The sequence below is a fragment of the Ornithinibacillus massiliensis genome, from assembly GCF_018310345.1.
In the GTDB taxonomy this organism is placed as follows: Bacteria; Bacillota; Bacilli; order Bacillales; family Amphibacillaceae; genus Ornithinibacillus; species Ornithinibacillus massiliensis.
The window spans coordinates 82,336-95,685 of sequence record NZ_JAGXBY010000002.1; the positions used below are offsets into that span (position 1 = coordinate 82,336).

Genomic DNA, 13,350 nt, shown 5'->3' on the forward strand with positions numbered 1-13,350 from the left:
TAAAGGAGAAACACCATGAATATAGAAGATTTTGATTTTGATTTACCAGAAGAATTAATCGCACAGACACCATTGCGCGAGCGAAGTGCATCTAGATTAATGGTTTTAAATAAAGATACGAAGGAAATAGCACATAAACAGTTCTCAGATATTAAGCAATATTTAAAAGCAGGGGATTGCTTAGTATTAAATGATACGCGTGTCTTACCTGCAAGATTATATGGTGTAAAAGAGGATACGGGAGGAAAAGTAGAGATTCTGCTGCTCAAACAACTAGAAGGGGATTCTTGGGAAGTTCTAGCTAAGCCTGCTAAACGCATTAAAGAAGGTAGTGCCCTGACCTTTGGTGAGGGCAAGTTACGGGCAACATGTACAGGTTCTTTAGAACATGGTGGCCGTATATTACAATTTGACTATGAGGGGATCTTTTATGAGGTGTTGGAGGAGCTAGGGGAAATGCCTTTACCACCGTATATAAAAGAGCAATTACCAGAAAAAGAACGTTACCAAACCGTATATGCTAAAGAAAAAGGGTCAGCAGCGGCTCCAACAGCAGGATTACATTTTACTACTGAATTACTAGAAGAGATAAAAGAAATGGGTGTCACGATTGCTTTTATTACACTTCATGTCGGACTTGGAACATTTAGACCCGTATCTGTAGATAATATTGATGAGCATAAAATGCATTCTGAGTTTTATGTGATGTCACGTGAGACTGCAGAAACACTGACTCGGGTACGAGAAAATGGTGGTAGAATCATTTCGGTTGGTACAACCTCAACAAGAACACTAGAGACCATTACACGTGATAATAATGGACAATTTGTTGAATCCAGTGGTTGGACGGATATATTTATATACCCGGGGTTTGAATTTAAGGCAATTGATGGATTAATAACAAATTTCCATCTGCCAAAATCAACGTTAATTATGTTAGTCAGCGCGTTTGCTGATCGAGATTTTATACTGAAAGCTTATCATGAGGCAGTTAAAGAAAAATATCGCTTCTTTAGTTTTGGCGATGCGATGTTAATTATGTAGAAGAGGAAAGATACGATGACAACACCGATACGTTATGAATTAATTAAAACAGATAAACAAACAGGAGCAAGACTTGGAGTCGTTCATACACCACATGGTTCATTTGAAACGCCGACATTTATGCCGGTAGGAACTCTCGCGACTGTAAAAACAATGAGTCCTGAGGATTTAGAGTCGATGGGAGCGAATATTATTCTATCGAATACGTACCATTTGTGGTTGCGCCCGGGTGAAGATATCATCAAAGAAGCTGGTGGACTGCATAAGTTTATGAATTGGGATGGCGCAATCCTAACCGATTCAGGTGGTTTCCAGGTATTTAGTTTGAGTGATATGCGAAAAATTACGGAAGAGGGTGTACATTTCCGTAACCACCTAAATGGTGAAAAGCTATTCCTATCCCCAGAAAAAGCGATGCAAATTCAAAATGATTTAGGCTCTGATATTATGATGGCATTTGATGAATGTCCACCATACCCAGCAACACATGAATATATGAAGCAATCTGTGGAAAGAACTTCTAGATGGGCAGAGAGATGTTTAGCCGCTCATGCCAGACCAGATGTTCAAGGGTTATTCGGGATTATTCAAGGTGGAGAGTATGAAGATTTGCGTAAACAGAGTGCACAGGACTTAATTTCGCTTGATTTACCTGGCTATGCCGTTGGGGGACTTTCGGTTGGGGAACCGAAAGATGTTATGAATCGAGTATTAGAGTTTACGACACCATTAATGCCTAGTAATAAACCACGATACCTAATGGGGGTTGGTTCACCAGATTCCTTGATAGACGGTGCAATACGTGGGATTGATATGTTTGATTGTGTATTGCCGACTCGAATTGCCCGTAATGGTACATGTATGACATCATCAGGAAGGTTAGTAGTGAGGAATGCCAAATATGCACGCGATTTCGGTCCAATTGATGAGAACTGTGACTGTCATGTTTGCCGAAATTATACTCGTGCCTACATCAGACATCTAATAAAATGTAATGAAACATTTGGTTTTAGACTTACTACTTATCATAACTTATATTTTCTGTTAAAATTAATGGAGCAAGTACGACAAGCTATACGCGAAGATCGACTTGGTGACTTTAAAGAAGAATTCTTCGAGCAATACGGATTAAATAAACCGGATGCCAAGAATTTTTAATGAGCGTTTAGAAAATCATGATTTTTTAAACGAATGTATTGGAAAGGAGGGACAAGTATATGGAGAGTTTAATTACGTTATTACCCTTAATAGCTATGTTTGTAATTTTCTATTTCTTGCTGATTCGTCCGCAACAAAAGCGTCAGAAACAAGTAAGGCTAATGCAGTCTGAACTTAAAAAAGGTGATTCTGTTGTGACGATAGGTGGTTTTCATGGCGTGATTCATGCTTTAGATGAAGACACGGTAGTATTACAAGCGGGAGACGGTTCTAAACTTACATATGATCGTTCTGCGATTCGTGAAGTTAAAACTGTATAATCAAAAAGTAAAAGAGACTGACCTGGGTTAGTCTCTTTTATTTTAGAATCTAGTAGCATGTGTTTAATTAAGCAATGGTCTTCTACTCCTGATTGGAAGTAATATTGACACCGACAGCCCCACCGAATAGCGCTGCTAAAATATAAAAGAAATGATGGATGGTTTGTTGTAAGTTGAAGCCAACTTGATATCCGAGGTATTGAACTAGGAAAGTGAACACCGTAAATCCTAATCCGGTAATCGCTCCGATTATCCACCCTTTCTGTTTTCCTTTCGCCCCGGCAACAGCCCCACCAATAAATAAGGAGATTAATCCGATAACAAGTGTTACCCAATCTGTTGCAGGTTCATTAAAAGTAGAGAATCTTAATAATAGAGCCAATGCCATACTAGAAACAAGAATTAATCCAAGTACAACAATCCATCCGTAAAGTAACGCTGTAAATTGTTGATTTCGCATGAGAATCCCCCTCACAAAAGTCCTTTTATAGTATTCATATTCTTGTCCGTTGAAAAGTAGACGAGTTTTTTATAGATTTATTTACTATCAACGAAATGCACTAGTGCACTCCCTTGTCAAAATTATGACTTAATCCATTTTTGTAAAAATGGAATTTGTTCTAGTTCTTCCTTCGTGATAAATCGCAAAATAAATAGTAAGATGACATAGATAGCTGATAAGGCAATCAATGATAGTCCAAATAGAAATAGGTTTGGATCGTAATTTATATAAAAGTCATAAAGTAACTTACCAGTAAACCAAGTTGCGAGAATTAAGACAATCATTTTTGCGATGTCTTTGATTGGAATGTAGAAATTAATAGCCTGACGTAAGGAGGCTAAATGTAATAACGTTATGAGAATGACACCGACTGACATGGCGATTGCAACTCCCATGATGCCAAAGCTTTCATTTGAGGCTAGAATAAATAGAACAATGAATTTTACTACAGCACCTATTAAGCTATTCCACATTGCTGCCTTGGCTAAGTCTAATGCCTGAAGCGCAGCTTGTAATGGTGACTGGATATAAAGTAAAATATAGAATGGTGCCATAAATATAAGAATATTGCTTGCATTAGCTGTACCATACATAAAAGATAGGATTGGAACGGCAAAAATCGTTAATACGACCGTAGCAATTGCTCCCGAAGCAAATGATATCCGAATGGATTGATGGATGCGATAGTGTATAAGGCTAGTATTTTGCCTTGCATCTGCTTCTGAGATATTGGGAACGAGTGCTATAGATAATGACTGGGTAATAAAGGTTGGTAAAAACAGAAGCGGTAAAACAAACCCAGTTAATTCTCCGTACTGCTTTGTAGCTAATGCACCTGATATACCTGCGAGAGCTAGACTGTTCGTTACAATAATGGGTTCAAGAAAATAAGAGAATGAACTAATCATTTTGCTACCAGTACTCGGTAGAGCAATAGAGAATAACTCTTTCACGGTTTGCTTGCTTGCTTTTACATAGGCAAAAAAACGATGCCGTATACGAATTGTTTTTTTGCGTTTAAACTGATATATCATATAGAGTAGGGAAGCAAATTCGCCTAAAATAACACTAATCATGGCTCCTGCAGCGGCGTACTCTATTCCATAAGGCAGTAGTAAATGTACAAATAAGGCAACACAGCTAATACGTACGATTTGTTCAATAACCTGTGAATAGCTCTGTGGTTTCATGTTTTGTTTCCCTTGAAAATAACCGCGTAAAACGGATGAAACCGCCACAATAGGAATGATCGGGCCAACTGCGATTAACGGATAAAGTGTACGTTCATCTGTTAATAATGTAGTGGCGATAAAAGGTGCTGCAAAGATCATTACTGTTGTAAAGATAATACTAGAAATGGAGGTAATAATAATCGAAACTACTAATATTCGTTTTATTTTCGCATGATCTTGCTGTGCATCTGCTTCTGCTACACGTTTTGATATAGCAACAGGCAGTCCAAGTTGTGTAAGCGTCATGACTAAGAATAGAGTAGGAAGGGCCATCATATATAGCCCTACACCTTCTTCTCCCATAAGTCTGGCAACTACAAGACGATTAATAAAGCCTAGAAAACGAGTAATCATGCCTGCTGCTATTAAGATGAGTGTCCCTTGGAGAAAAGTTTGTTTAGACACATCGACGACCTGCCTTCTCAAATAATAAAATTTCATATACAATGATATATATGCGATTGGTGTAGCCAAGCATGACAACTTGTACAATCTTATTACAATCTTTCTAGGAAGGTGAAGGTCTTGGAGATAAGGAAGACTGTTGAAGCATGGAAGCAGGAGTTAAGACCAGCTTTGGAAAGTAAGACGCAAGAATTTCAAATGATGGGGTATTCTCGAGCAACAGAAGAAGATATTTGGAAATGCCTGATGAAGAAAGTGTGGAAAGGCAATCCAGAGAAAAGACTTTATGAAGTTGTCCAAGATATACTACACCTTAGCTCGAGTACATATATGAGCTATTTGACCATAGATGCGTACCAAGATGATGATTTGATGGTTTCGATCGCTGCCTTAACTGGCAATAGCTAAACCCCTAAGCGTTACATATGTGTTTGATACATAAAAGGGAGGAACTTTTTATTATGAAAAATAAAGGACGGATTGCATCCTTTTTCCTAATTGTTATTGCATTAGGACTTATTATTGGATTATTTACACCAAGTGTTACGAAAAGCATTAATCTTGGACTGGATTTGCAAGGGGGCTTTGAGGTCCTTTATACAGTAGAACCAATTGATGAAACCCAGGAAGTCGATCGGAGCTTATTGGAAGCTACAGTTCAATTATTAAATGATCGGGTAAATAAGTTAGGGATAAGTGAAGCGGTAATTGATATCGAAGGAGAAGACCGTATTCGCGTTCAATTAGCTGGTGTTGAAAATCAAACACAAGCCCGTGAAATGTTAGCAACCTCAGCTAGACTGACCTTTCGCGATGTCCATGATACGGTATTGCTAGATGGATCTGATGTGAAGGAGGGAAGTGCTAAGCAAGATTTCCACCCAGATACGAATCAGCCTATTGTTACCCTGCAAGTAAAGGATGCAAGTAAATTTGCCCAGGTAACGCGAGAGTTATCGCAAGAAAGCCCAGGTGAAAATTTACTAGTTATATGGATGGATTATGAAGAGGGGGATTCTTTTGAAGATGAAGCATTAAAAGAAGAACCAAAATTTGTCTCAGCACCATCCGTAAATGAACCAATTCCTGGCGGTAATGTTATGATCACCGGAAACTTTACTGTTGAAGAGGCACAATATTTGGCGAGCATTATTAATTCTGGTTCTCTGCCAGTTAATTTAGTGGAGATATTCTCTACTTCTGTAGGAGCACAGTTTGGTCAGCAAGCTTTAGATCAAACCATACTTGCTGCAATAGTTGGAATCAGTATTATATTTGTGTTTATGATAGCAGTATATCGCTTTCCAGGTTTTATTTCTGTTATATCATTAAGTGCTTATATATTCTTAGTACTTGCTATATTTGAAAGTCTACGAGGTGTACTAACATTACCTGGTATAGCAGCATTGATATTAGGGGTAGGTATGGCAGTAGATGCCAATGTTATTACCTTTGAACGTATTAAGGAAGAATTACGAGAAGGTAAATCGTTACAGGCAGCCTTCAAAAAAGGGACAAGTAACTCCTTACGGGCAATTCTAGATGCTAATATTACAACACTACTAGCGGCGGCAGTACTATTTATTTTTGGTACTAGTTCTGTAAAAGGGTTTGCGACGATGTTGATTATTAGTATCGTAGTAAGCTTTTTAACGGCAGTGTATGGAACTAAATTACTCCTCCAATTATGGATTAAAGTTAAATTCTTCAAAAATAACCCAGGTTGGTTTGGCGTAAAGAAATCAGATATAAAAGATATCCGTGATAATAGTGAAGTTCCAGCAACATTCTTAGGTAAAGAATGGAATGTAGTGGATAATCGTAAGAAGTTTTTTGTTATCACGATTATATTAACGGTTATTGGTGTAATTGCTTTTGGTATATTTAGATTAACTCCTGGAATTGACTTTACAAGTGGTTCTAGAGTGCAGATTATGGCGGATGAACCGTTAAGTGAAACAGAAATTGAGTCAGATTTAGAAGCACTAGGATTAGAGGCAAGATCTATCATACTTTCTGGTGAAAATAATGAAATTGCAGTAATTCGCTACCAGGATGTGATACCAGAAGATAAAATTGGTGAACTGACCACTTATTTTCATGATAAATATAATGTAGAGCCCGGTGTTAGTGTTGTTTCGCCAATAGTTGGGCAAGAATTAGTGAAAAATGCCATTTATGCCCTTGCAATTGCTGCTGTAGGAATGATTATTTATGTTGCATTCCGCTTTGAGTTCTACTTTGCAGTTATGGCGATCCTAACATTACTCCATGATGTATTTATTATGTTAATGGTATTTAGTATTTTCAAGATTGAATTTGATGTTACTATCGTTGCTGCAATCCTAACGATAGTCGGATATGCAATCAACTCCACCATTGTTACATTTGATCGAATTCGTGAAAATGCTGCACAATCAAATCGGGTGATAAAATCCTTTAAGGAGCTTTCCAGTATTGTTAATCGAAGTATTGTTCAAACGATGACTAGAACGATAAATACTAATATTACAACATTAATTGCTATAGTCGCATTTTTAATTTTAGGTGCAGAGCCGATTCGTGGGTTTGGTATTGCCTTACTCATTGGAATCATTGCAGGTACCTACTCATCTTTATTCCTAGCAACACAATTATGGTTAGTATGGCGAGGAAAGAATATCAAGGATAAGCCAGTCGACTTTAGAAAGAAAAAACGTGTGGAAGGACCACAGGTTTAACGAAACAATCCCTTTGCAAGTTGCAGAGGGATTGTTTTTTTCTACTTGTATAAAATAAAGGGTAGCGAAAACAGACTAGGAGGAATCATTGTGAGGGGACAAACGTATGTGATTGTAGCGATTATTTTTGTTATACTGGTTGCTATATTTGCTGTAATGAATGTTAGTCCTGTACAGGTTACCTATTTTTTTTGGCAAGTAGAATCACCATTAATTTTAGTAATACTTTTCTCTGTTTTAATGGGGGGAATTATTACGGCTGCTGTCGGTATGGTAAGAATGTTTAAGCTTCAAAAAGAGATAAAAGTAATAAGAAGGAAGAATGCAGCATTATCTCAACTAGTAGAAGACAAGAATGTAGCTGAAACGAATGGAGGCACACAAGCTTCTAAAGCAATTGATGTCAAACGAGAAGACTAAACGATAAATTCTCATTGCTACCCCTGACTCTATTTGTGTATAATAGATTAGTCAGGGGTGAATATATGCTACAAAGCAAGTCAAAATGGAAATTTGTGCGTACAGATGAATATCAAGACCAGTGGATGGATGACTCAATAGAATTATCCCCCGTGATAAAAGAGTTATTAGTACAGCGTGGTATTCAATCATATGAAGAAGCGCAAGAGTTCTTAATGCCATCTATTGATAACTTGATTAGTCCTATGAAGTTAGCTTCCATGGATATTGCTACAGAACGAGTCCATCAAGCCATTCGCGCCAATGAAAAAATTCTTGTATTTGGTGATTATGATGCGGATGGGGTTAGCTCGACAACGATACTTATTAAAGCATTAGAAGAACTAGGTGCTAATTGCAATTTCTATATACCGAATCGTTTTACAGAAGGATATGGTCCTAATGAAGCTGCCTTCAGAGAGGCTTGTGAAAATGGATATAAACTTATTATTACAGTCGATACCGGTATTGCCTCTGTTTATGAAGCAGAAGTAGCGAAGGAACTAGGTATCGATTTAATCATTACCGACCACCATGAACCACAAGAAGCATTACCGGATGCTTTTGCTATCATACATCCAAAATGTTCTCCACAATATTCCTTTAAGGAATTAGCTGGAGCAGGAGTAGCCTTTAAATTTGCACAAAGCTTACTAGGTTATTTCCCAGAGCATTTATTAGATTTAGTTGTCATTGGTACGGTTGCAGATTTAGTTCCTTTGGTTGGAGAAAATCGGATATTAACTTATTATGGGTTACGGAAGCTATCCGTTACAAAGCGGGAAGGTTTAATTGCCTTAAAGAAGCAATGTAAGATTGAAGGGAATACGACAGAAGAAGACATCGGATTCTTAATTGGACCAAGGCTAAATGCGGTAGGGCGATTACAAGATGCTGATTTAGCTGTTCAGCTACTTTTAACCGATATTCCGGAAGAAGCCGAGGAATTAGCAGAACAAGTAGGGCAACTAAATCAAGAGCGACAACAAATTGTTGCATCTATTGTAAAAGAAGTGGAGCAACTTGAAACAATTGACCCAGAAAAAGGGGTTATTGTCGTTGCAAAACAAGGCTGGAATGAAGGGGTTCTGGGTATTGTTGCATCTAGACTAGTAAGAAAGTATGACCGACCGGCAATTGTACTGTCAATCAACGAAGAAAATGGTACTGCTAAGGGTTCAGCAAGGAGCATCCCTGCCTTTGATTTATTTCAAAGCTGTATGAAATTTAAAGAAGTGTTCACTCACTTTGGTGGGCATGCACAAGCAGCTGGGATGACATTACCAATTGAAAATGTGAGAATACTAGAAAAAGAACTAGACCATTTGATTCAACAGGAATTAACGAGTGAAGACTTTAAGCAAGAGGTCCTCATTAGCAAAACGCTTACGTTATCGGATATTAGTGAAACATTAATTGATGAGATAGGTAAGCTAGCACCATTTGGAATGGCGAATCCAAAGCCTAAATTTCGGATTGAAGCAAAGCCTAATGAAGTCCGTCAATTAGGTAATATGAAAAAACATTTGAAACTGCTATTTAAGGAAAACGGAAGCTCTTTAGAAGGAATCGCGTTTGGAATGGGAGAATTATATCATTATATTTCGCCCAAAGCCACGCTATCCGTAGTCGGAGAACTAGGTATGAATGAATGGAATGGCATTCGTAAGCCACAACTCGTCGTGGAAGATATGCGAATTGATCATTGGCAATTATTTGATCACCGAGGAAAAAAACAAGTAGACATAACGAATTTCCTTAATCAGTTTGATAGACATATGCTATTGTATAATGAGAATTTTTCTAATAACCATGATTTTCCAGAAGGAATCATGCCGTTAACATATAAAGAAGCACTGACTTATCATGAGGAGATAGATGTACTTCATCTCTTTGATCTACCGGCAGATCTAGATGAATTGAGAAAAATCGTGAATAAAGTTAAGCCTTGCGTCATTCATGCGTGTTTTTATATAGAAAATAGTGTATACTTATCTAGTTTTCCCTCAAGAGAAGATTTTAAATGGTTATATTCGTTAATATGGAAGAGAAAAGAACTGAATATCCGTAAAGACTTACAAGCCATTATAAATGCTAAGGGCTGGACTAAGGATTCAATTATGTTTATGTTAAAGGTGTTTTCTGAGCTTGAATTTGTTAATATTAGTAATGGAATTATTGCATTAAATTCATCGCCACAAAAAAAGGATTTACAAGAAGCACACATCTATCAGGAACGTGTGAAGCAAACAGAAATTGAAAAAATGCTTTATTACGCAACGTATGAAGAATTAACAAGATGGTTTGAAGATTGTATGGGACTGATGGATAAACCTAAGGAGGAAATGACCCATGGATTATAAAAAATATATTAAAATTGTACACGATTGGCCAAAAGAAGGTATCGAATTTAAAGATATTACGCCATTAATGGATAATGGAAAAGCATTTAAATCTGCAGTAAATGAGATTGTAGAATTTGCTAGGGATAAACAAATTGATTTAGTGGTAGGACCTGAAGCTAGAGGTTTTATTGTTGGTTGTCCTGTTTCCTATGCACTTGAAGTTGGATTTGCACCGGTTAGAAAAGAAGGTAAGCTTCCACGTGAGGTTATTAAAGTAGACTATGGTTTAGAATATGGACAAAATGTCTTAACCATTCATAAGGATGCTATTAAACCAGGTCAACGTGTTCTAATTACCGATGATTTATTAGCAACAGGTGGTACTATTGAAGCAACAATTAAATTAGTGGAAGAATTAGGTGGAATTGTTGTTGGCTGTGCCTTCCTAATCGAATTATCGTATTTAAATGGTTTGGATAAACTTAAAGGATATGATGTCCTATCCTTAATGAAATATTAATTTTTGTAGGTCTGGTGGAGAAATCCTTCATCAGACCTCTTGTAATTCGGAAAAGGATTAGCTCGTAACGACAGCTTGCTTAATACAAGTTCTAAAATGTTCTACTAATGATAAGTGATATTGAGAACATGACTAGGTGAGTTACCAGAAAATGTAAAGGTATTTTTTCTTTACATTTTAATAAATTTTTTTGATACTAGAAAGAAAGTATCTTCTACAATTAAAGGTGATAATATGGCGAAAAATGACATTATAACAATTGAACAATTACAAGAAAAAGCTAGCACGTATTTATCGGAGGACGATGTTGCGTTTATTATGCGTGCTTATACGTACGCAGAAGAAGCACATAGGGACCAGTATCGTAAATCAGGAGAAGCGTATATCATACACCCTATTCAAGTTGCTGGCATATTAGTAGATTTAAAAATGGATCCAGTGACGGTTGCGGGTGGATTCTTGCATGATGTTGTAGAGGATACCGAAATAACATTAGAAGAAATAGAAGAACAATTTAATAAGGAAGTTGCCATGCTTGTTGATGGGGTTACAAAGCTAGGTAAAATCAAATACAAGTCAAAAGAAGCCCAACAAGCTGAAAATCACCGAAAAATGTTTGTCGCTATGGCGAAAGATATACGTGTTATATTAATTAAGCTAGCGGATAGATTGCATAATATGAGAACTTTAAAGTTCTTACCACCTGAAAAGCAACGTATCAAAGCGAATGAAACGATAGAAATCTTTGCTCCATTAGCACATCGTTTAGGAATTTCTGCGATTAAATGGGAGCTAGAGGATATCTCATTACGTTACTTAAATCCCCAACAATATTACCGAATTGTTCAGTTAATGAAGCAAAAGCGGGAACAACGAGAATCTTACATTGATGAAGTTATTCAAGAAGTAAATAAACAGTTAGAAGAAATAAATATAGAAGCAGAAATCTCAGGTAGACCGAAACATTTGTATAGTATTTATCAGAAGATGATAAAACAAAACAAACAGTTTAATGAGATCTATGATTTATTGGCAGTTCGTATTTTAGTCAACAGCATTAAAGATTGTTATGCGGTATTAGGAATTATTCATACGTGTTGGAAGCCAATGCCTGGTAGATTTAAAGATTATATTGCAATGCCAAAGCAAAACTTATACCAATCCTTGCATACAACGGTAATTGGTCCTAAAGGAGATCCTTTAGAAGTACAAATAAGAACGAAGGAAATGCATGAGATTGCCGAGTACGGGATTGCTGCTCACTGGGCGTATAAGGAAGGTAAGCAACTTAACCGAGATAAGAAATCCTTTGAAGAGAAGTTAACGTGGTTCCGTGAAATTTTAGAATGGCAGAATGAGACGCATGATGCGGAGGAATTCGTTGAATCTCTGAAAGTGGATTTATTTTCCGATATGGTCTATGTCTTTACGCCTAAAGGAGATGTAATAGAACTACCATCTGGTTCTGTTCCACTTGACTTTGCTTACCGAATTCATACGGAAATCGGTAATCAGACAATCGGGGCAAAAATTAACGGGAAAATGGAGCCATTAGACTACAAATTAAAAAATGGCGACATAATCGAAGTACTAACTTCGAAACATTCCTATGGACCTTCTCAAGATTGGTTAAAGATCACCCAAACATCACAGGCAAAGAATAAAATTAGACAATTTTTCAAGAAGCAACGCCGTGAAGAAAACGTAGCAAAGGGTAAGGACTTAGTCGAAAAAGAGATTCGGGCATTTGATATCGAGCCGAAAGAAGCATTGACAGAAGAGAATTTAAAACGCGTTTACGAACGATTTAACTTTGTTTCTGAGGAAGATTTATATGCCGCTGTAGGTTATCAGGGTATTACTGCAGCGCTTGTCGCAACAAGATTAACGGAAAAAATACGTCAATCTCGCCAAAAAGAAGAAGACCTTGCCAAAACATTAGAAGGGACAAAAACAGAGTATAAGGAATTTAAAAAACATAAGAAAGACTCTGGTGTGATTGTAGAAGGCATTGATAATCTACTTGTACGTCTATCCAAATGCTGTAATCCTGTCCCTGGTGATGAAATAATTGGGTATATTACAAAAGGTCGAGGCGTATCCGTCCATCGAACTGACTGTCCAAATGTACAAACAGAGGAAGCAAGAGAACGACATCTACATGTGGAATGGGAAGAAGATCAAACACAAAAGCAATATCATGTGGATCTAGAAATCTCAGGTTATGATCGTAGAGGCTTATTAAATGAAGTATTACAAGCAGTGAATGAGTCGAAAACAAATATTACCCATGTAAATGGCAGGTCTGATCGTAATAAAATGGCTGTTATTCAAATTACGATTTTGATTCATAATACGAATCATTTAAGAAAAATTGTGGAACGGATTAAGCAGATCAAAGATGTTTATGCAGTTACACGTACACTACAATGAAACTGGCACAAAACTAAAAAGTTAGAGATGTAAACCCGAATAAGGCATCACACTAGCTCCGTAAAGATAGGTAGACGAAAGGCAAGGATCCAGACCTTGGATGAACCTCCAGTCTACTAACCATCCACGGAGCGGTGGCTTGCTAATTATTCGGTTTTTCCTTTATCATAAACATTTCTAACTCAACCTCTATAGTACTAGTAAAAGGAGAT

The 13,350-nt window shown here is 37.1% G+C and carries 11 protein-coding genes; 9 read left to right on the plus strand and 2 right to left on the minus strand.

The genetic code is table 11. The features are described 5' to 3' along the window. Positions 1 to 15 precede the first annotated feature (15 nt). From queA to yajC, 3 genes are read left to right on the plus strand one after another with little or no spacing between them, the layout of a single operon-like run. The gene (queA, locus tag KGF86_RS04500; protein ID WP_211741252.1) at positions 16 to 1,044 is read left to right on the plus strand and encodes a tRNA preQ1(34) S-adenosylmethionine ribosyltransferase-isomerase QueA; all 1,029 of its coding nucleotides are present in this window, start codon (positions 16 to 18) and stop codon (positions 1,042 to 1,044) included. 15 nt (positions 1,045 to 1,059) lie between these two features. Further along, entirely contained in the window at positions 1,060 to 2,202 is a 1,143-nt protein-coding gene (gene tgt / locus KGF86_RS04505) for a tRNA guanosine(34) transglycosylase Tgt (protein WP_211741253.1), read from the plus strand. 59 nt (positions 2,203 to 2,261) lie between these two features. Beyond that, positions 2,262 to 2,522 carry a preprotein translocase subunit YajC gene (gene yajC, locus KGF86_RS04510; RefSeq protein WP_186870304.1) on the plus strand — a complete coding sequence of 87 codons (261 nt, stop codon included), beginning with the start codon at positions 2,262 to 2,264 and terminating at the stop codon, positions 2,520 to 2,522. A gap of 82 nt (positions 2,523 to 2,604) precedes the next feature. On the opposite strand, the gene KGF86_RS04515 is transcribed toward yajC, so the two are convergent. Together KGF86_RS04515 and spoVB are read right to left on the minus strand one after the other, a co-directional pair. Continuing rightward, positions 2,605 to 2,982, minus strand: a complete 378-nt coding sequence (locus KGF86_RS04515; RefSeq protein ID WP_186870305.1) for a TIGR04086 family membrane protein — start codon at positions 2,980 to 2,982, stop codon at positions 2,605 to 2,607. A gap of 122 nt (positions 2,983 to 3,104) precedes the next feature. Continuing rightward, a complete protein-coding gene (gene spoVB, locus KGF86_RS04520) occupies positions 3,105 to 4,661 on the minus strand; it encodes a stage V sporulation protein B (RefSeq protein ID WP_211741581.1) in 1,557 nt (518 codons plus the stop codon). A gap of 120 nt (positions 4,662 to 4,781) precedes the next feature. Here spoVB and KGF86_RS04525 point away from each other — a divergent pair, with 120 nt between their 5' ends. From KGF86_RS04525 to KGF86_RS04550, 6 genes are all read left to right on the plus strand, one after another. Continuing rightward, positions 4,782 to 5,069: a post-transcriptional regulator gene (locus KGF86_RS04525; RefSeq protein ID WP_186870307.1), complete on the plus strand. Its 288-nt coding sequence runs from the start codon at positions 4,782 to 4,784 to the stop codon at positions 5,067 to 5,069. Positions 5,070 to 5,122: 53 nt separating this feature from the next. Then, the gene (secDF, locus tag KGF86_RS04530) at positions 5,123 to 7,381 is read left to right on the plus strand and encodes a protein translocase subunit SecDF (RefSeq protein WP_211741254.1); all 2,259 of its coding nucleotides are present in this window, start codon (positions 5,123 to 5,125) and stop codon (positions 7,379 to 7,381) included. Between the two features lie 90 nt (positions 7,382 to 7,471). After that, the gene (locus KGF86_RS04535) at positions 7,472 to 7,801 is read left to right on the plus strand and encodes a lipopolysaccharide assembly protein LapA domain-containing protein (protein ID WP_186870309.1); all 330 of its coding nucleotides are present in this window, start codon (positions 7,472 to 7,474) and stop codon (positions 7,799 to 7,801) included. 65 nt (positions 7,802 to 7,866) lie between these two features. After that, positions 7,867 to 10,203, plus strand: coding sequence for a single-stranded-DNA-specific exonuclease RecJ (recJ, locus tag KGF86_RS04540; protein WP_211741255.1), 2,337 nt, complete (start codon positions 7,867 to 7,869; stop codon positions 10,201 to 10,203). Further along, positions 10,193 to 10,705: an adenine phosphoribosyltransferase gene (locus tag KGF86_RS04545; RefSeq protein ID WP_186870311.1), complete on the plus strand. Its 513-nt coding sequence runs from the start codon at positions 10,193 to 10,195 to the stop codon at positions 10,703 to 10,705. The genes recJ and KGF86_RS04545 overlap by 11 nt, the downstream gene beginning before the upstream one ends. 234 nt (positions 10,706 to 10,939) lie before the next feature. After that, entirely contained in the window at positions 10,940 to 13,138 is a 2,199-nt protein-coding gene (locus KGF86_RS04550; protein WP_186870312.1) for a RelA/SpoT family protein, read from the plus strand. Positions 13,139 to 13,350 lie beyond the last annotated feature (212 nt).

What these genes read in the sequence shown, in the direction of transcription:
- queA (WP_211741252.1), top strand. Translation starts at nt 16, where the DNA reads ATGAATATAGAAGATTTTGATTTTGATTTACCAGAAGAATTAATCGCA.
- tgt (WP_211741253.1), top strand. Translation starts at nt 1,060, where the DNA reads ATGACAACACCGATACGTTATGAATTAATTAAAACAGATAAACAAACA.
- yajC (WP_186870304.1), top strand. Translation starts at nt 2,262, where the DNA reads ATGGAGAGTTTAATTACGTTATTACCCTTAATAGCTATGTTTGTAATT.
- KGF86_RS04515 (WP_186870305.1), bottom strand. Translation starts at nt 2,982, where the DNA reads ATGCGAAATCAACAATTTACAGCGTTACTTTACGGATGGATTGTTGTA.
- secDF (WP_211741254.1), top strand. Translation starts at nt 5,123, where the DNA reads ATGAAAAATAAAGGACGGATTGCATCCTTTTTCCTAATTGTTATTGCA.
- recJ (WP_211741255.1), top strand. Translation starts at nt 7,867, where the DNA reads ATGCTACAAAGCAAGTCAAAATGGAAATTTGTGCGTACAGATGAATAT.
- KGF86_RS04545 (WP_186870311.1), top strand. Translation starts at nt 10,193, where the DNA reads ATGGATTATAAAAAATATATTAAAATTGTACACGATTGGCCAAAAGAA.
- KGF86_RS04550 (WP_186870312.1), top strand. Translation starts at nt 10,940, where the DNA reads ATGGCGAAAAATGACATTATAACAATTGAACAATTACAAGAAAAAGCT.